General features: G+C 66.4%; 18 protein-coding genes. 3 read left to right on the top strand and 15 right to left on the bottom strand.

Annotation, left to right across the window (positions count from 1 at the left end):
* Positions 1-3 precede the first annotated feature (3 nt).
* From BMW87_RS08520 to BMW87_RS08475, 10 genes are all read right to left on the bottom strand, one after another.
* The gene (locus BMW87_RS08520; RefSeq protein ID WP_093048912.1) at positions 4-1665 is read right to left on the bottom strand and encodes a Na/Pi cotransporter family protein; all 1662 of its coding nucleotides are present in this window, start codon (positions 1663-1665) and stop codon (positions 4-6) included.
* Positions 1666-1729: 64 nt separating this feature from the next.
* A complete protein-coding gene (locus tag BMW87_RS08515) occupies positions 1730-2587 on the bottom strand; it encodes a phosphodiesterase (protein WP_093075764.1) in 858 nt (285 codons plus the stop codon).
* On the bottom strand, positions 2584-3645 hold the full coding sequence (locus BMW87_RS08510) for an ABC transporter ATP-binding protein (RefSeq protein WP_093075762.1): 1062 nt from the start codon (positions 3643-3645) through the stop codon (positions 2584-2586). The genes BMW87_RS08515 and BMW87_RS08510 overlap by 4 nt, the downstream gene beginning before the upstream one ends.
* Positions 3635-4435: an ABC transporter permease gene (locus BMW87_RS08505; RefSeq protein WP_093048921.1), complete on the bottom strand. Its 801-nt coding sequence runs from the start codon at positions 4433-4435 to the stop codon at positions 3635-3637. The genes BMW87_RS08510 and BMW87_RS08505 overlap by 11 nt, the downstream gene beginning before the upstream one ends.
* 11 nt (positions 4436-4446) lie before the next feature.
* The gene (locus tag BMW87_RS08500) at positions 4447-5286 is read right to left on the bottom strand and encodes an ABC transporter permease (protein ID WP_093075761.1); all 840 of its coding nucleotides are present in this window, start codon (positions 5284-5286) and stop codon (positions 4447-4449) included.
* A gap of 16 nt (positions 5287-5302) precedes the next feature.
* The gene (locus tag BMW87_RS08495; RefSeq protein ID WP_093075759.1) at positions 5303-6313 is read right to left on the bottom strand and encodes an ABC transporter substrate-binding protein; all 1011 of its coding nucleotides are present in this window, start codon (positions 6311-6313) and stop codon (positions 5303-5305) included.
* Between the two features lie 46 nt (positions 6314-6359).
* Entirely contained in the window at positions 6360-7385 is a 1026-nt protein-coding gene (locus BMW87_RS08490; RefSeq protein ID WP_093075757.1) for a LacI family DNA-binding transcriptional regulator, read from the bottom strand.
* 146 nt (positions 7386-7531) lie between these two features.
* Positions 7532-8047, bottom strand: a complete 516-nt coding sequence (lspA, locus tag BMW87_RS08485) for a signal peptidase II (protein ID WP_093048934.1) — start codon at positions 8045-8047, stop codon at positions 7532-7534.
* The gene (gene ileS, locus BMW87_RS08480; RefSeq protein WP_093076069.1) at positions 8047-10896 is read right to left on the bottom strand and encodes an isoleucine--tRNA ligase; all 2850 of its coding nucleotides are present in this window, start codon (positions 10894-10896) and stop codon (positions 8047-8049) included. Before ileS ends, lspA begins: the two co-directional genes overlap by 1 nt.
* 122 nt (positions 10897-11018) lie before the next feature.
* Positions 11019-12056 (bottom strand): bifunctional riboflavin kinase/FAD synthetase, encoded by a 1038-nt coding sequence (locus BMW87_RS08475; RefSeq protein ID WP_093048937.1) that lies wholly within the window; start codon positions 12054-12056, stop codon positions 11019-11021.
* A 166-nt stretch (positions 12057-12222) separates the two neighbouring features.
* Here BMW87_RS08475 and BMW87_RS08470 point away from each other — a divergent pair, with 166 nt between their 5' ends.
* On the top strand, positions 12223-12783 hold the full coding sequence (locus tag BMW87_RS08470) for an HNH endonuclease (protein ID WP_093048940.1): 561 nt from the start codon (positions 12223-12225) through the stop codon (positions 12781-12783).
* Between the two features lie 4 nt (positions 12784-12787).
* Here BMW87_RS08470 and BMW87_RS08465 read toward each other — a convergent pair whose 3' ends face one another.
* The 4 genes from BMW87_RS08465 to BMW87_RS08450 all read right to left on the bottom strand — a co-directional run bounded on the left by BMW87_RS08465 (position 12788) and on the right by BMW87_RS08450 (position 17359).
* Positions 12788-13576: an enoyl-CoA hydratase gene (locus BMW87_RS08465; protein ID WP_093075755.1), complete on the bottom strand. Its 789-nt coding sequence runs from the start codon at positions 13574-13576 to the stop codon at positions 12788-12790.
* 13 nt (positions 13577-13589) lie between these two features.
* Positions 13590-14954, bottom strand: a complete 1365-nt coding sequence (locus BMW87_RS08460) for an alpha/beta fold hydrolase (protein ID WP_093075754.1) — start codon at positions 14952-14954, stop codon at positions 13590-13592.
* 95 nt (positions 14955-15049) lie between these two features.
* Entirely contained in the window at positions 15050-16165 is a 1116-nt protein-coding gene (locus BMW87_RS08455) for an acyl-CoA dehydrogenase family protein (protein ID WP_093075753.1), read from the bottom strand.
* 12 nt (positions 16166-16177) lie between these two features.
* Complete coding sequence (locus tag BMW87_RS08450) at positions 16178-17359, bottom strand: acyl-CoA dehydrogenase family protein (RefSeq protein ID WP_093048951.1); 1182 nt, start codon at positions 17357-17359, stop codon at positions 16178-16180.
* 132 nt (positions 17360-17491) lie between these two features.
* On the opposite strand from BMW87_RS08450, the gene purN reads away from it, so the two are divergent.
* Complete coding sequence (gene purN, locus BMW87_RS08445) at positions 17492-18088, top strand: phosphoribosylglycinamide formyltransferase (protein ID WP_093075751.1); 597 nt, start codon at positions 17492-17494, stop codon at positions 18086-18088.
* 37 nt (positions 18089-18125) lie between these two features.
* Positions 18126-18440, top strand: a complete 315-nt coding sequence (locus BMW87_RS08440; RefSeq protein WP_093048957.1) for an I78 family peptidase inhibitor — start codon at positions 18126-18128, stop codon at positions 18438-18440.
* Positions 18441-18509: 69 nt separating this feature from the next.
* Here BMW87_RS08440 and BMW87_RS08435 read toward each other — a convergent pair whose 3' ends face one another.
* Entirely contained in the window at positions 18510-18743 is a 234-nt protein-coding gene (locus BMW87_RS08435; protein ID WP_093048960.1) for a DUF1653 domain-containing protein, read from the bottom strand.
* Between the last annotated feature and the right edge of the window lie 27 nt (positions 18744-18770).

Below are 18770 nucleotides of genomic sequence, written 5' to 3'. Positions count from 1 at the left end.
CGGTCAGCCCTCGATCTTTCCCAGTCGAGACTCTCTCAGCCGGCTGGGCGCCAAGGCTCCGGCCGACTCCAGGATCGGATACGCAATCGAGCAGATGTGCGAGTTGATCCGCTTCAGGTCGCTGATCAGGTCGATGTGCAGCGAACTGGTCTCGATGCTCAGCGTGGTGCGGTCCGACAGCCGGTCCAGGTGGGTTGTGGCGTAGGCCCGCTCCAGGTTCCGGAAGCGCACCTTCTCTTCGAGCAGCTTCTGCGCATCGCGCACGTTGCCGTTCAGGAACACGCTCATGCTCAGCCGCAGGTTGGCCACCAGCCGCCCATGCAGCTCGACGATTTCCGCCATGCCCGCTTCAGAGAAGTTGCGCTGCGGTTTGATCTTCTTGTCTTCCACGTCAATGATCACGCGCTCGATGATGTCGCCGATCTGCTCCATGTTGATCGTGAAGCTGATGATGTCGGTCCAGCGCCGGCTTTCCTCTTCGCCCAGCGCCTCGCGCGAGATGCGGGTCATGTAGTACTTGATGGCCGAGTACAGCTCGTCCACCGTGTCGTCGAGCTGCCTCAGTTCCTGCGCGAGCCGCAGGTCGTTGTGTCGGATCACGTCGAGCGTGCCGATCAGCATGGTCTCCACGATGTCGGCCTGGTGCAGCGCCTCGCGCGCCGCATTCGAAATGGCGAGCGAGGGCGTCGACAGCGCCGACGGATCGAGGTGATGCGGCCGTGATGTGCCGGCCGGCTGCTGCGGTACCGGCAGCATGCGCATTACCAGCTTGGCGACCCACTGCGTGAGGCCGATGAACCCCACGCTGATCACGATGTTGAATGCCAGGTGGAACAGCACGACCCCGTGCGTCTGGTTGGGCAGCTGCGGCTGCACGTAGCGGATCCACAGGCCGATGAAGGGGGCGACGACGGCCACGCCCAGTGCCTTGAAGAGCAGGTTGCCCACAGTCACCTGCCGCACGGCCACCGCCGACTTGGCCGTGGTCAGCACTGCGAGCAGGCCGCTGCCCAGGTTGGCGCCGAGCACCAGGCCGAGCGCCACGTCCAGCGGCACCACGTTCGACGTAGCCATGGCCGCGACCAGCAGCACCACCGCGAGGCTCGAATAGGCCACGATGGCCAGCACCGAGCCGATGGTGATTTCAAGCAGCACGTCGCTGCTGATCGATGCGAGCAGCGCGCGCACTGCCGGCGAGGAGAACAGCGGCTCGGTCGCCTCCACCACCAGCTGCAGCGCCAGCAGCATCAGCCCGAGCCCGATCAGCACCCGGCCGACGCGCCCCGCCACGGTGGCCGAGCGCGTGATGAAGAGCACCACGCCCACGAAGATGAACATTGGAGAAAGCCACGACAGGTCTGCCGAGAACAGCACCGAGATCAGCGCAGTGCCCACGTCGGCGCCCCGCATCACCGCCAGCGCCGCCGGCAGCGTAACCAGGCCCTGCCCGACGAAGGACGAGGTCATGAGCGAGGTGGCGGTGCTCGACTGCACCAGGGCCGTCACGCCGATGCCCGAGAGGGCGGCCGTGAAACGGTTGCGCATGCTCTGCACGAGGATCTTGCGCAGGTTGGCGCCGAACACACGCAGCACGCCGGTGCGGACCAGGTGCGTGCCCCATACCAGCAGGGCAACGGCTGCCAGCAGATTCAGGAGATGCTTCATGGGGGGCGGGTTCTATCCTTTTCGTTTTGCTTCGTTTCGACCCCATTTTCCACAAGTGAGCGCTTCAGTCGATCAGCGCTCCGTTGTCGTGGAAAGGATAGGGGCCTTCGAAGCTGCCTGATGCCGCGAGATGAGTGACGAGCCGGCGTCCGCGCGCTGACCACGCGTGCACTCGGAATGAAGGCGGTTCCAATGTCCAGGCCGAGTCAGCATTGGGGGCCAGATCCAGGCAGACCTGATGGGCCTGCGCCGGCGAGGTCGAGGCGATGGTGCCGCCGAAACGCACGTCGATGGCACGGTGCAGGTGGCCGCAGATAACACGCTCGACGTTGCTGTAGCGCGAGAGCAGGGCTTCCAGCGCATCGGCGCCTTGCAGCAGGCCGATCTCGTCCATGTGGCCGATCAGCGTTTCGAAGGGCGGGTGATGCATGGCGACGACGACGGGCTCGTTGCGGCAGGCGTCGAGCTGTGCCTCGAGCCAAGCCAGCCGCTTCTCGCACAGCGAGCCGTGGCTGGCACCGGGCACGCAGGTGTCGAGCGTGAGCAGGCGCAGGTCGCCGACGCGCACCGAGTACTGGATGAAGCCGTCGGTATTGGCGCCCGTGCCCATGTAGGCATGGCCGGGGAAGCTGCGGCGCAGCTGGTCGCGGTCGTCGTGGTTGCCGGGCATCAGGCAGACCGGCATGGTCAGCGGAGCCAGCAGGCGGGCGAGGTGCTCGTACTCGGCGGCGCGGCCGAAATCGGTCAGGTCGCCGGTGACGACCACCGCGTCGGGCTGCTGGCGCAGGGCCAGCACCGACTGCACGGCGCGCTCGAGGTAGGGCGCGGTATCGATGCGGCCATAGGCCAGCCGGCCCGGCTCGCGGATATGCAGGTCGGTCAGCTGGACCAGGAAGGTGTTCTTGCTCTGAGTTGTCGTCATGCGCTTGTTTCCTGCGACTTCATCAGCCGGTCGGGGTGGATGCGAAGACCCACCGCGTCGCCCGGCCCAAAAGGATTGTCGCGCCCTACATCGGCCACCAGCACGGGCTGGTCTCGCAGGCGCAGGTGCAATTGCACGCGGTCGCCGAGGAAGGTGCGGCGCTCGACTATGGCGGCGCCCCAATCGGGCTGCGGCGCGCTGACCTCGATGTCTTCAGGCCGCACGAGCAGCATCGCATGGCCTTGCCACGCGCCCGGGCAGGGCACGGTTGATCCACCGAGTCGGACAACACCTTGCGCGATGGCATCGGCCTCGCGCTCCAGGCGGTTGACCCGGCCCAGGAACTCGGCCACGAAAGGATGCGCGGGCGCGCGGTACAGGTCTTCGCCACGGCCCACCTGCACGATGCGGCCGGCGCGCATTACCGCGAGCCGGTCGGCGATGGCGAGCGCCTCCTGCTGGTCATGCGTGACGTGGATGGCCGTGATGTGCAGGCGACGCAGCAGCTCGGCCAGTTCGTCGCGCAGCGATTCCTTGAGCTTGGCGTCGAGTGCGGCCAGCGGCTCGTCGAGCAGCAGCACGCGCGGGCGCACGGCCACGGCGCGCGCCAGGGCCACGCGCTGGCGCTGGCCGCCGGAGAGTTCGGCGGGGCGCTTGTTTTCCAGGCCGCCGAGGCGCACCAGGTCGACCAGCTCGCCGACGCTGTGCTTTTCCTCATCGGGCGAGACGCCGCGAATGCGCAGGCCGTAGCCGATGTTGGCCGCCACCGTCATCTGCGGAAAAAGCGCGTAGCTCTGGAACACCATGCCTACGCCGCGGTGCTCGACCGGGCGCTGCGTGACGTCTTGGCCGCCGAACACGATGCGGCTGCCCGCGTCGGGCGCTTCCAGCCCCGCGATCAGCCGCAGCAGCGTGGTCTTGCCGCAGCCCGAAGGGCCCAGCAGCGCGAGCACCTCGCCAGCCTCGACCTTCAGGTCGGTGGGCTGCAGGCCGCGCGTGCCGTCTGCGTAGGTCTTTGCGCAGTTCGTAATGTCGACGGGGATGCGTTCAAGTTCCATGGCGTTTCTGCATCAGGTTGGCAAGGTACTGCAGGCCCCACAGCACCGGAAGAATGACGGCGAAGAAGACCAGCGTGTAGGCCGATCCGATCTCGATGCGCATCGAGGCATAGCTGTCGGCCAGGCCCACGGGCAGCGTGCGGGTGAGCGGGGTGTGCAGCATCCACGTGAGGTTGAATTCGCCCACCGACAGCGTGAACACCATCAGGCTGCCGGCCACGATGGCCGGGAACACGGCCGGCACCAGGATGCCCATGAAGCGCTGGCGGAAGTTGGCGCCCAGCGAGCGTGCGGCCTCTTCGAGCGCGAGCAGGTCGTCGCGCTGGAAGGCAGAGCTCACGGTGCGCACCATGAAGGGCAGCGTGAAGATCATGTGGCCGACGAGGATGAAGGCGAAGCTCTGGCGGAAGGCGGTGAGCTGGCCGTAGGCGAGGATCAAAGCCAGCGCCGTCGCAAGGCCCGGCACCGCGACCGGCAGTGTCAGCAGCTCTTCGAAGATGCGCGCGGCGCGCGAGCGGCTGCGCGCCAGCGCATAGGCACAGGGCACGCCCAGCAGCACGGTGCCGACGACGCAGGCCACGGCCAGCGCGAGCGACCAGCCGACGGTGCCGCCGTAGTTCTCCCACACCTCGCCGAGCCAGCGCAGCGTAAGGCCGCTCTTGAGCCCGGCGCTGTAGTTGTTGACGAGCCCCGCCATCACCGACAGCAACATCGGCGCGATCATGAAAAGGCTCACGATCACCGTGACGGCGAGCAGGAAGGGGGCCTTCGGTTGTGTGTTCTTGCGCATGTGCGTGGGTCTCAACGTGCGACGGGGTTCGCGCCGAAGCGGCGCGCCACGAACAGCACCAGCCAGGTCACGATGCCCAGCGAGATCGACAGCGACGCGGCGAGCGCGAAGTTGGCGTAGTTGGTGAACTCGTTGTAGATGGTGATCGGGATCACCTCGAACTTGCTGGCCAGCGTGAAGGCCGTGCCGAAGGCGCCCATCGAGGTGGCGAACAGGATGGCGCCGCAGGCCAGCGTGGTGGGGGCGAGTTCGGGCATCCACACGTCGCGTGCCACTCGCAGCCGCGAGGCGCCGAGCGAACGCGCCGCTTCTTCGAGCTGCGTGTTCATCGACTCGGCTGCCGCCGTGTAAGTTGCGATGGCGCGCGGCAGCGAGAAATACAGGTACGCCAGGAACAGCCCGAGCAGGCCGTAGGCGAAGGTGATGCGCTCGCCGAACAGGCTGTCGCCGATGTCGGCCACCACGCCTTGCCGCCCGCCCAGCAGGATCACGAAGAAGCCGATGATCACGCCCGGAAACGACAGCGGCAGCGTAAGCAGCGACAGCAGCACGCGCTTGCCGATAAAGGCATGGCGCGCGAGGTAGATGCCCACCGCCGCGCCCAGCACCAGCGTGGCCAGCGTCACGGCCACCGAGAGCGCGACCGTGTTGGCCATGCTCGTGAGGTAGCGCGCATCGGTCAGCACCGCGAAGTAGGTGGCCCAACCCTTATCGGCGGGCAGCGTGAGCAGGCGCACCACCGGCAGCAGCCAGAAGGCCGCGAAGAAGGCGGCCGCGGGCGCGACGCAGGCCAGCAGGCGCCAGCGCGGGTTCCAGGCGTTGGAAGCGTTGGAGAGAGTGGCTTGCGTCATCGCGCGTGGCGTCCGCTCAGCGGACTTCCTTCAGGTACTCGTCGGAGAAGGCGCGCTGCGCCGCGGCCATGCGGCCGTAGTCCACGCTCTTGGCGCGGGCGTATTCGCTCGCGGGCAGGAACTGCGCCTCGATGTCCTTGGGCATCGCATTGGCGCGCACCGGCCGCAGGTAGGCCTTGGCCCAGATCGCCTGGCCTTCGTCGGACAGAGTGAAGTCGAGCACCTTCTTCGCGTCGGCCGCGTGCGGGGCCTTGGCGACCAGGCTCATCACGTAGGGCACGGCCAGCGTGCCTTCGCTCGGGATCACGAAGGCGACGTTGGCCTTGTCCTTGTACTTGGCGCGGTAGGCGTTGAAGTCGTAGTCGAGCAGGATCGCGATTTCGCCCGACAGCACGCGCGCGTACGAGGTCTGCTTCGGCACGATGGGCTCGTTCTTCTGCAGCGCCTTGAAGTAGTCAATGGCCGGCTTGAAGTTGTCGAGCGTGCCGCCGCGCGCTTCGTTCACCGCGACCGCGCCGACGTAGCCGACGAAGGCCGAGGCCGGGTCGAGGTAGCCGATCAGGCCCTTGTATTCGGGCTTGAGCAGGTCGGCCCACGACTTCGGAATCGGCTTGCCCTTGAGCGCATCGACGTTGACCATGAAGCCGAGCGTGCCCGAGTGGATGGTGAACCAGTTGCCGGCCGGGTCCTTCAGGCCGTCGGGAATGTCTTTCCATGCGGCCGGCTTGTAGGGCTCGACCAGGCCGTCCTTGGCTGCCTGCACCGCGAAGGTCACGCCGAGGTAGGTGACGTCGGCCACAGGGCTGGCCTTCTCGGCCGCCATCTGGGCGAGCGACTGGCCCGAGTTCTTGTTGTCGGGCGGCACGGTGACGCCGGTCCTGGCCTTGATGGCCTTCAGCTGCGTGCCCCAGTCGGCCCATTCGGTCGGGCAGTTGTAGCAAATGGCGGTCTGCGCCATGGCGCTGCCGGCGACGAGCGTGGCGGCGAGCAGGCCGAGGCGGGCCATGCGGTGGAAGCGAAGAGACATGATGAAGAAGCTCCTTGGATGGATGTAGGCAAAGAACGAGAAGTGGTCAGGGTCGTGAAATGGCGGCGTTGTTGTCTTCGTGCACCGAAGCGCACGACTCGCCGTCTCGGAAGGCATGGGGAAGCAGCAGGCTCGCATCGGCCTGCAGCGTGGCGCCGCTGGCCATGGCCTGGATCAGCAGCTCTACGCTGTGGCGGCCGATGTCGCTGTTGGGTTGGGTGATGGTGGTAAGCGCGGGCGTGAGGTCTTCACCGAGCGCAATGCCGTCGAAGCCGACGACGCTGAGGTCGCCGGGCACCGACAGGCCGCTGAGATGCGCGGCGCGGATGCTGCGAATGGCCAGCAGGTCGTTGGAGCAGATCAGCGCGGTAGGGCGGTTGCGCGCCTGCAGCTGGCTGGAGAGCGCATCGACGGCCGTTTCGACGAAGGGCACTTCGATGAGCGCGGGCGCCGCGAGCCCGGCTTCGGCCATGCCCTTCAGGTAGCCGCGGTAGCGCTGCTGCGCTCGGTCCGACGCGGCGAGCGTGCCGCTGACCATGGCGATGCGGCGGTGGCCCAGCAGCACGAGGCGCGTGACCGCGTCGGCCACCGCGCCTTCGCTGTCGACCGATACACAAGGGTGGTCCGGGTGCCGGTTGTAGGCGAGCACATAGGGCACGCCGGCTGCCTGCAGGCGGGGCAGGGCGGCCGAAGTGGAGGGGTTCGACACCACGAGGATCAGCCCGTCGACATTGCCGGCCAGCAGCAGATGAACGGCACGCTCTTCTTCGTCGAGCTTGTAGCCCGTGGTGACGGGAATGATCGCGTAGCCACCCGCGACGGCCGCGCGCGCAATGCCTTGCAGGCACTCGGCGAAGGTCGGGTTCAGCAGCGTGGGCAGCACCACGCCGAGCACACGGCTGCGCTGGGTGCGCAAGGTGCGCGCGCTGGCATTCGGCACGTAGTTGAGTTCGTGCGCCACACGCTCCACCAGCTCGCGCGTGGCGGGCGTCACCTTGTCGGGGAAATTGAAGGCGCGCGAGACGGTGGCCACGGAGACCCCGGCTTTGGCTGCAACGGCTTGAATGCTCATTGTGCGGTGTTCATGTAATCGATTACATTGGACCGCCGCAGTATGACTTTGTTATGACATCGCGAGAAAGCGGGAGAAACCCGAGGGGCCTTTGTGAGGGTGGGCGGACCCAAAGAAGAAGGGGCCCATCGGGCCCCTGAGAAAACTTACTTGCCCCGACGAACCCGCCGGATCTCATCCAGGATCAGACAGATCGCCCCAAGCGTGATCGCACTATCCGCAGCATTGAAGGCCGGGAAGTACCAGTTCCCCGCGTGGAAACTCAGAAAGTCGACGACATAGCCGTGCATCATCCGGTCGACCACGTTCCCGATGGCCCCGCCCAGGATGCAGGCCATGGCGAACGAAAACAGCTTCTGCCCCGCGTGCGACTTCAGCATCCACACGATGAACACCGCAGCCGCCACGCCGATGATCGTGAACAGCCAGCGCTGCCATCCCGAGTGATCCGCGAGGAATGAAAAGGCGGCCCCTGTGTTGTGCGCGCGCACGACGTTGAAGAAGCTCGTCACATAGGTCGCGTCGCCGAGCTTGTAGTAGCCCAGGATCAGCGTCTTGGTGAACTGGTCGATGATCACGATGATCACCGCCAGCCCGAGCCACGGCCAGATGCTGCCGCCGCGCGAACGCGATGCAGAAGACATGGAGCGGGTGGCGGCCATCAGGCAACGCTCCGCGATTCGCCGGCGCCGAACAGGTTGCTCGTGCAGCGCCCGCAGATCGTCGGGTGTGCCGCATCGTGGCCCACGTCGTCGCGGTAGTGCCAGCAGCGCTCGCACTTCTGCGCGGCGCTTGGCGTTACCACCGTCGACAGCGTTTCACCGGCGGCCAGCGCGATGGCCGAGGTGATGAAGACGAACTTCAGGTCGTCGCCCAGCGAGCCCAGCAGCGCGAAGTCGTCGGCAGGCGCGGTCAGCTGCAGATTGGCCTGCAGCGACGAGCCGACCTTGCCTTCGGCACGCACCGCTTCGATGTCCTTGTTCACCGCATCGCGGATCTCGCGGATGCGGCTCCACTTGGCGAGCAGGGCTTCGTCGGGCGCGGCGAACTGGCTGTAGGTTTGCGCGAAGATCGATTCGCCCGGCTTGCCGGTGCTCACGAACTTCCAGGCTTCCTCGGCCGTGAAGCTCAGGAACGGCGCCATCCAGCGCAGCATGGCTTGCGAGATGTGCCACAGCGCCGTTTGAGCGCTGCGGCGAGCCAGCGAGCCCGGGGCCGTCGTGTAGAGCCGGTCCTTCAGGATGTCGAGGTAGAAGCCGCCCAGGTCTTCCGAGCAGTAGATCTGCAGCTTGGCCACCACCGGGTGGAACTCGTACACCTTGTAGTGCGCGAGGATCTCGGCCTGGAACTGCGCCGCGCGCGATAGCGCATAGCGGTCGATCTCGAACAGCTGGTCGAGCGGCACCGCATCTTTGGTGGCGTCGAAGTCGCTCGTGTTCGCGAGCAGGAAGCGCAGCGTGTTGCGGATGCGGCGGTACGCATCGACCACGCGCGCCAGGATCTTGTCGTCGCCAGCGATGTCGCCCGAATAGTCGCTCGCGGCCACCCACAGGCGGATGATTTCCGAACCCAGCTTGTTGCTGATTTCCTGCGGATCGATGCCGTTCTTGAGCGACTTGCTCATCTTGATGCCCTTGGCATCGACCGTGAAGCCGTGCGTCAGCAGGCCCCGGTACGGCGCGCGGTCTTCCAGCGCGCAGGCGATCAGCAGCGACGAGTGGAACCACCCGCGATGCTGGTCGTGGCCTTCGAGGTACAGGTCGGCTTCAGGCCCTGTGTCGTGGTGCACGGTGGGGTGCGTGCCGCGCAGCACGTGGGAGAAGGTCGAGCCCGAGTCGAACCACACCTCGAGGATGTCGGTGCTCTTGGTGTAGTGCGGTGCGTCTTCGGCGCCGAGGATCTCTTCGACCGTGGCGCGGCTCCAGGCCTCGATGCCGCCCTTTTCGACGATGTCGGCGGCCTGGTCGATGATTTCCATCGTGCGCGGATGCAGCTCGCCCGAATCCTTGTGCAGGAAGAACGGGATCGGCACGCCCCAGCTGCGCTGGCGGCTGATGCACCAGTCGGGACGCCCGGCGATCATGTCGTGCAGGCGCGCCTTGCCGTTCTCCGGATAGAAGCTGGTCTGCTCGATGGCGTCGAGCGCGGTCTGGCGCAGCGTCTTGGGCGCCTTGTCCTTGGTGAACACGCCTTCGCCTTCGTCCATGCGGATGAACCACTGCGCCGCGGCGCGGTAGATCACCGGCGTCTTGTGGCGCCAGCAGTGCGGGTAGCTGTGGGTGATGGTCTCGCTTGTCAGCACACGGTTGGCGTCGCGCAGCGCGGCGATGATTTCCGGCACGGCCTTCCAGATGTTCTGGCCGCCGAACAGCGGGAAGTCGGCCGCGTAGCTGCCGTTGCCTTGCACCGGGTTCAGGATGTCGTCGTACGCCACTCCGTGGGCGATGCAGGAGTTGAAGTCGTCCACGCCGTAGGCGGGCGAGGAGTGCACCAGGCCCGTGCCGTCGGTGGCGGTGGCGTAGTCGGCCAGGTACACGGGCGACAGGCGCTTGTAGCCGGCATCCACGTCGTACAGCGGGTGCTCGAATTCGAGGCCGCCGAGCTTCTCGCCCTTGACCGTGGCCAGCACCTTGCCGTCGAGCGCATAGCGCGTCATGCACATCTCGACCAGCGAGTTGGCAAGGATCAGCAGGCCGCGCTCGGTGTCGACCAGCGAGTACTCGAGGTCGGGGTTCAGGTTGATCGCCTGGTTGGCCGGGATGGTCCACGCGGTGGTGGTCCAGATCACGGCGAAGACGTCGCCGAGGATCGTGTGGTCGGTGCCGAAGGCCTTGAGCACCTTCTCGCGCTCGTGCGCCTTGAAGGCCACGTCGACGGTCTGGCTCTTCTTGTCGGCGTATTCGATTTCGAACTCGGCCAGCGAGGAGCCGCAGTCGAAGCACCAGTACACCGGCTTCAGGCCGCGGTAGACAAAACCACGCTCGATCACGCGCTTGAACGCGCGCAGCTCGCCGGCTTCATTGGCGAAGTCCATCGTCTTGTAAGGATGGTCCCACTCGCCCAGCACGCCCAGGCGCTGGAAGTCGACCATCTGCTGGGCGATCTGCTCGGTGGCGAAGGCGCGGCTCTTGGCCTGCATCTCGTCACGGCTCAGGTTGCGGCCGTACTGCTTTTCGATGGCGTTCTCGATCGGCAGGCCATGGCAGTCCCAGCCGGGCACGTAGAGCGCGTCGTAGCCTTCGAGCTGGCGCGCCTTGGTGATCATGTCCTTCAGGATCTTGTTCACCGCGTGGCCCATGTGGATCTGGCCGTTGGCGTACGGCGGGCCGTCGTGCAGGATGAACTTGGGCGCGCCGTGGCGAGCGTCGCGCAGGCGGTGGTAGCGGCCTTCGTCGTTCCATTCCTTCACCCAGCCCGGTTCGCGCTTGGGCAGGTCGCCGCGCATCGGGAAGGGGGTGTCGGGCAGGTTCAGCGTGGAACGGTAATCTTTGGGGGAAGCAGCGTCAGACATGTTGGGGTGCGAAACAGGGGGCTTCGACAGGCTCAGCCCGAACTGCATGAAGCGTGTCGGTGCGGAAGGTAAAGCCGTTCGCCCTGAGCTTGTCGAAGGGCGGCAGCACGGTGCGTGCAGGGCTAAATTCGGTCGCGCGTGGTCTGGCGGTGGGTTTCGGCGTGGGTCGATGCAAAGAACGCGCGCGCGTCGCGGCCATCCTTCGCGATGCCCGCAGTGAGGGCCTCGAGGCTGGTGTAGCGCAATTCGTCGTGCAGTTTGTGCAGAAGTTCCACGCGGACGATTTTACCGTAGGCCCCTTCGGCGCCCAGATGGGAGGGCCACTCCAGGCAATGCGTCTCCAGCAAAACACGCCCGGCGTTGACGTCGTTGGCGTCCAGCGAGGGGCGCACGCCGAGGTTCGCTACGCCCGGCAGCGGCTGGTCAGCCAGGCCGTGCACCAGCACCGCGAAGATGCCGCTGGCGGCCGGCTTCCAGTGCTTGAAGCGCAGGTTGAGGGTGCGAAAACCGTCGTCCTTGCCCGGTGCCGAGGCGCCCAGCGCCCGGCCGAGCTTGCGGCCATGGACCACGTGGCCGGAGATGGTGTACGGCCGCCCGAGCAGTGTCTGGGCGTCGGCCATGCGGCCTTCGGCCAGCGCTTCGCGCACGGCGGAACTCGAAACCCGCAGGCCGTGCACTTCGTAGCTGTTCATGCGCGCCACGTCGAAGCCGCGTGCATCGCCGGCTGCGTCGAGCATGGCGTAGTCGCCGGCCCGCTTGGCGCCGAAGCGGAAGTCGTCGCCCACCAGCACGTAGCGCGCGCCCAGGCCGTCGATCAGCACCTCCTGGATGAATTCCTCGGGCGACCGGGAGGCCAGCCTGCCGTCGAACGGCAGCACGATGGTCTGCGCCACGCCGCAGGCAGCCAGTTCGCTGAGCTTGTCTCGCAGCGTGCCGATGCGCGCCGGCGCCAGGTCGGGTTTCTTGGTGATGGCGGCGAAATAGTCGCGCGGGTGGGGCTCGAAGGTGAGCACGCAACTCGGCAGCCCGCGCTGGCGGGCCTCGGTCTGCAAGAGCGCGAGCATGGCCTGGTGGCCACGGTGCACGCCGTCGAAATTGCCAATGGTGAGGGCGCAGGCAGGAGCTACGCCCGGGTGCCGGAAGCCGCGAAAAACCTGCATTGGTGAGTATCTTTTTGATAGCGCCTTTCGCCCGTCAAATGGGCGAATCAGGCCGATTTGTCACAAAGCCGGTATATTGTGACGTAGTGCGTTGATTGGCGTCGGTCTTCAATGCGCTCCGTGTCCCTGGTCTTTCCGTGTTCTCTCACTTTTCGAGGAGGCGTGTGTGAAGGTCTTGAAGCTGTCGGCCCAAGGGCTGCCCCAGTCATGGATTTCGCTGGAACAGGCGGTGATCCACTATGCGGCGGACGAAGTTCGCTGGGAAGTGGGCGCGCAGGTGGCGGTGTTCCGTGGCGGCCACAACGCGATCACGGGCGAGCAGTCGCAGATTGCGATCAACAGCATCATCGGCACCAAGGGCGTGCCACGCATCAACCCCTTCGCGCAGCGGCCCGGGCTCACCAACAGCAAGTTGTTTTCGCGCGACCGCAACATCTGCGCGTACTGCGGCGGGCATTTCCACGAAGACGAGCTCACGCGCGAGCACATCATTCCGTTCGCCCAGAAGGGCATCGACACCTGGATGAACGTGGTCACGGCCTGCAAGCCGTGCAACCACCGCAAGAGCAGCCGCACGCCCGAACAGGCGAACATGCCGCTGCTGTACGCGCCCTACGTGCCCAGCCTCTGGGAAGATTTCATTCTGCGAAACAGGCGCATCCTGGCCGACCAGATGGAATTCCTGATGGCGCATCTGCCGCAAAGCTCGCGGCTGCACGACACCTAGCTTCTCAGCGCCTCCAGTCAGGCGGGCGCTTCTCGATGAAGGCCTGAACGCCTTCCAGCGCGCTCTCGTCCATCATGTTGCAGGCCATGGTCTGGCTGGCGTCGGCCAGCGCGGCCTCGATGCCGGTTTCCAGTTGGCGGTAGAACAGGGCTTTGCCCAAAGCGAGCGCCTGGCGGGGCTTGGCAACGATGCTGGCTACCAGCGTCTCGACGGCCGCGTCGAGTTCTTCGGGCGGCGCCACCCGGTTGACCAGCCCCTTCTCGCGCGCTTCCTGTGCGCTGATGAATTTACCCGTCACCAGCATCTCGAAGGCTTCCTTGCGGCCGAGATTGCGCGAGAGCGTGACGCTCGGCGTGGCGCAGAACAGCCCCACGTTCACGCCGCTGACCGCAAAGCGCGCCTCGCTCGAGGCCACAGCCAGGTCGCAGACCGCGACCAGCTGGCAGCCTGCCGCCGTCGCGATGCCGTGCACGCGCGCGATCACCGGCACTGGCAGCTTCTGGATCGACAGCATCATCGCGCCGCAGCGTTCGAACAGCTGCTGGTAGTAGTCGAGCGAGGGCTCGGCGCGCATTTCCTTCAGGTCATGGCCGGCGCAGAAAGCCTTGCCCGCCGCAGCGATGACGACGGCGCGCACGGTCTCGTCGGCCGCGATCTCGCCGAGCGCCTGTTCGAGCGCGCCCAGCATGCCTTCCGAGAGCGCGTTGAACGAGGCCGGCCGGTTCAGCGTCAGTGTGACCACGCCGCGCTCGTCGCGCGCCTGCAGGACGAAGGGGGTGTCCGTGTCGGTCATGGCCGCCTGTGCCTCAGTAGGTCAGCTCGAGCACGGTCGTGTGTTCGCTCGCGGCCGGCCAGGTGAGGCCCGTGATGCGCTCGCCGTTGAATTCGCCGCTCACGGCGCGCGGGGCGCCGCCGCCCTCGATGCGCAGCCGCGATGTCGACACGCCCGACCCCTTCGGCGGCACGCCGGCCGGCGGGCTCTTGCCATCGAAGCGCATGGTGTCGCGCTGTGCGTCGAAGTAGCCGCGTGGGCGCGTGAACACGACGACGGCACTGGCCCCGTTGTCGGCGGGTATGACGCGCTCCGGCCGCAGGTTCACGACGCTGCTGCTGCGCGGGAACGGGCTGCGGTAGATATGCGTGGTGCCGTAGCTGGGAGTTGCCAGGACGAACTCGTAGGCCGCGTCGCCGCGCGCCTTGAAGGGCCCCCAGCGGCCGTCGGCGCCGACGGACTTGGTGAAGACGGCTTCGCCGAGCCGCGCGCCGGTGGCAGGGTCGACGGCATAGACGGTCACCTTCGCGCCGTTCAGCGAAAGGTTTTCCGCGCCGATCGCACGGCCGTTGAGCACCACATCCGTCTCCGCCGCGACGTCCGTGCTGCGCGGCGCCTGCCCGGTCAGGAATTGCCACGTCGCAGCGAATGCGGCGGGCGAGAACGAAGTCTCGCGGTGGTCGACGCGCGGCAGCACGATGTTGGTCGCACCCTTGAGCGCCGGCCCGTCGAAGCCGATGTTCGTCGGCTTGCCGGGCGTGCCGATCCACACGCCGTCGGGCTGCGCGTATTTGTCGTTGTTGTCCGAACGCAGGGTCATCCATTTAACGCCCGGCGTGACTTCTTCGCCGTTCGCTCCTTTCGGCGCATTGAGCTGCTGCATGAAACCTGACAGCCCCGAGAACTCGTTGTTCTCGCGGAAGCCCTTCACCGCCCAGATGCCGTGCGCCGGATTGCCGCCCAGCACAACGTGGCTCACGACTGCTGCGCCGCCGCCGTTCTGCACGTAGTTCCGGATGGTGTTGCCGCCGCGCGAGTTGCCGATCAGCACGACCTTGCTGGCGCCCGTCACCTTCAGCACCTTGTCGACTTCAGCCTTGAGGAACACCGCCGACTCGCCGGTCGAACTGCGCCCGGGCTGGGCCACGGCGTCGTCGTCGCGCGCGACCGGATTGGGTTGGTCGACCGTGAAGAGCCGGTCGCGCGGCCAGCCGTTCGACTCGAAGCGCCATATCGTCGTCTGCCAGAGCGCGGCCGAGTCGCCGTTGCCGTGCATGAACACGATGGGTGGGCGCTCGGTGTACGAAGGCGTAGGGGAGGTGGCGCAGGCGGTCAGCATGGCGGTGGCGGCTGTCCCTGTGACGGCCATGGCAAGAAGAAGGGTGCGGCGGGATTGCATGTTTCGTTCCTGGGTTCCTGGAGTTCTGGGTTCCAAGTGAAAACGCCCGCCGGCGCGAAGGCGGGCGGGCGTTGGATGCTAGGGGAAAAAGTCCGTCAGGCGAAGACGCCAGCCGTGTCCTGCATGCGGGCCGACACTTCACCCAGATGGTGCAGCGTGTCGCCGAAGGTCATTTCCATCTGCGTGAGCTTGCGGAAGTAGTGGCTGCCGATGTATTCGTCGGTCACACCGATACCGCCGTGCAGCTGCACCGAGTTGGCGGCCACATAGCGCATCGACACGCCGAGCTGGTACTTGGCGCGGGCCAGCGCCTGGCGGCGCTCGTCGGCCGGGGCGTTGAGCTTGAGCGTCGCGTAGTAGCTCATCGAGCGCGCGAGTTCGAGCTGCATCTTCATGTCGGCGACGCGGTGGCGCAGCGCCTGGAAGGTGGAGATGGTCACGCCGAACTGCTTGCGCTGGTTCATGTAGTCGATGGTGACGGCCACGGTCTTGTCCATCACGCCGACCGCTTCGGCACAGGTGGCGGCAATGCCGACGTCCACGGCGTACTCGAGTGCGGCCAGGCCGTCAAGTGTGACCAGCGTGGCGTCGGCCTTGTCGAACACCACTTCGGCGGCACGGGCGCCGTCCTGCGTGCCGTAGCCGCGGGCTTCGACGCCGCTGGCGCTGCGCTCGACCAGGAAGAGGGCGATCTTGCCGTCGACCTTGGCGGGCACGAGATAAGCGTCGGCTTCGTCGCCCACGGGCACCACGCTCTTGGCGCCGTTCAGCGACCAGCCGGTGCCGGTCTTTGCTGCGTGGGCGTCGCACACGTCGAGGCGGTAGCGTGCCTTGCGTTCCTGGTACGCCAGCACCACGATGACCTGGCCGCCCGCGATGCGCGGCAGCCAGCTGTCCTTGGTGTCGGCAGCGGCATAGCCGCTGAGCACGGCACCGGCGATCAGCGTCTGCGCGAAGGGCTCCAGCACGATGCCGCGGCCCAGCTCTTCCATGACGACCATGCCGGCCACCGGGCCCATGCCCAGGCCGCCGTCGTCTTCGCTGATATAGAGGCCGCCCAGGCCGAGCTCGGCCAGTTCGTCCCAGGCCTCGCGAGAGAAGCCGCCCTTGGCCTCGATGCCGCGGCGGCGCTCGAAGTCATAGCCCTTGTCGACCCACTTGCGAACGGCGTCGCGCAGTTGTTCCTGGTCGTCGGAAAAATTGAAATCCATGTGCGTGTCTCCTCAGCCCAGAACCGTCTGCGCGACGATGTTGCGTTGCACTTCGTTCGAACCGCCGTAGATGGTGGTCTTGCGCATGTTGAAGAAGGTCGACGTCAGCGGCGCGAGCGCCGGGTTGCCGCCCGGGAAGTTGCCTTGCCAGCCGGCTTCCATCGCCTCGCGGATCAGCGGCAGCGAATAGGGGCCGCCGGCCAGCATCATCAGTTCGCTGTAGCGCTGCTGGATCTCGCTGCCGCGGATCTTGAGCAGGCCAGCCACGTCGAGCGAGTTCTTGCCCGAGGTGGCGGCGGACAGCACGCGCAGCACCATCATCTCGAGCGCGACGATGTCGACTTCGAGCTTGGCGATCTCGTCGCGGAAGCGATGGTCTTCGTAGACGCCTTCGCTCCTGGCGATGCGCTTCAAGCGTTCGAGCTCGCGCTTGGCGCGGTTCACGTCGGCGATGTTGGTGCGTTCGTGCGAGAGCAGGTGCTTGGCGTAGGTCCAGCCCTTGTTCTCTTCGCCGATCAGGTTCTCGGCGGGCACTTCGACGTTGTCGAAGAACACTTCGTTCACTTCATGGCCGCCGTCGAGCAGCTTGATCGGGCGCACGGTGACGCCGGGCGACTTCATGTCGAGCAGCAGGAAGCTGATGCCGGTCTGGGGCTTGCCTTCGTTGCTGGTGCGCACGAGGTTGAACATCCAGTCGCCGTACTGCCCGAGCGTGGTCCAGGTCTTCTGGCCGTTGACGATGTATTTGTCGCCTTTGCGCTCGGCCTTTGTCTTGACAGACGCCAGGTCGGAGCCCGAACCGGGTTCGCTGTAGCCCTGGCTCCACCAGACTTCGCCGCTGGCGATGCCGGGGAGGAAGCGCTTCTGCTGCTCGGCATTGCCGAAGGCCATGATCACCGGTGCGACCATCACGGGGCCGAACGGGACGATGCGCGGTGCGCCGGCGAGGGCGGTTTCTTCCTCGAACAGATGGCGCTGGACGGCGGTCCAGCCCGGGCCGCCGAACTCGGTGGGCCAGCCGTAGCCCAGCCAGCCCTTCTTGCCGAGGATCTTGGCCCAGCCTTGCAGATCGTCGCGCGTCAGTTCGAGCGCGTTGTGCACCTTGTGCGAAATCTCCTTGGGGAGGTTTTCTTTGACCCAGGCGCGAACCTCTTCGCGGAACTTCTGTTCTTCGGGTGTGAAGCTCAAATCCATGCGTGCCTCGCTGTGTTGATCGGTTCACCGCAGACGCGGTGTGTCTCCGGAACTGCGAGTTTTAGCACGGTCGTGCTGTGAATCGGTGTCCGCGCGGCGACAAGACACGCGCCACGGATAATCCCACCTCCCATGAAGAACATCGTGATCCTGATCTCCGGCGGCGGCTCCAACATGGCGGCCATCGTGCGCGCCGCCGAGCGCGACCGCTGGGCCGAGCGTTTCGGCACTCGCATTGCCGCAGTAGTGAGCAACAAGGCCGAGGCCGGCGGGCTGGCGATCGCCAAGGCCCACGGCATCGACACCGCCGTGGTCCCGCACAAGGATTTCGCCTCCCGCGAGGCCTTCGACGAGGCGCTGGCGAAGGTGATCGACGGCTATGCGCCGGCGCTGGTGGTGCTGGCGGGGTTCATGCGCATCCTGACGCCGGGCTTCGTCGGCCGCTATGCAGGTCGGCTGGTGAACATCCATCCCTCGCTGCTGCCGGCGTTCCCGGGGCTCCACACGCACCAGCGCGCCATAGAGGCGGGCTGCAAGGTGGCGGGCGTGACGGTCCACCAGGTGACCACCGAACTCGACCACGGGCCGATCCTGGCGCAGGCCGTCGTGCCGGTGCTGCCCGATGACACCGCGGCCACCCTGGCCGGGCGGGTCCTGGCGCAGGAGCATCTGTTGTATCCGCGTGCCATCGCCGGATGGTTGTCAGATACATTGAGTCACAAACCTTAAAGTTGTTTATATTCGCGGGTTTTCGGGAGTCCAGAAAGTGAAAACCAAATCGTTGCTGTTGGCCGTTGCCGGCGCTGCCCTGATGGCGGGCTGTGCCGCTCCGGCGCCCGCGCCCGCCCCGGCACCTGCGCCGCCGCCTGAACCGGTCTACCAATGCAACGCAGATGGCGCCCGCTTTGCCGTAGGCCAGCCGCTGACGCCCCAGCTCGAAGCCGCCGCCCGCGTGCGCTCGGGCGCCGGAATCGTGCGAGTGCTGAAGCCTGGCGATGCGGCCACGATGGAACTCAATGGCGGACGGCTCAATCTCGATGTCGACGCCCGCGGCCGCGTAACGGACGTCCGCTGCGGTTGAAGGAATGTGGATTGCTACTGAAAAGGTAGCAATCTTTTGAGTCAGGACGGGCGTGCGCAGCCTGGCTGGCTAGATCGGAATAAATCTTCGCCGGGGCACGCCGTCAATCTCGACGGTTTCGCCGAACATGGCGGCTGGCCGGACCCAGAGGCCGTGGGCGCCATACAGGGCGCGGTACAGCGTCATCGGCTCCAGCGTCTCGCTGTGCCGCACGGTGCCGAGCACTTCGTATTCGCCGCCCTTGTAGTGGCGGTAGCGGCCGAGGGGCGTTTCGATCAGGGGAGGGAGGTCTTCGTCGTTCAACGGGGCTTCTTTCTTCAAAAACTGTCG

The sequence above is a fragment of the Variovorax sp. OV084 genome, assembly GCF_900111625.1.
Classification (GTDB): domain Bacteria; phylum Pseudomonadota; class Gammaproteobacteria; order Burkholderiales; family Burkholderiaceae_C; genus Variovorax.
The sequence above is the reverse complement of the archived record's forward strand: the minus strand, read 5'-3'. Positions and strand labels throughout refer to the sequence as shown.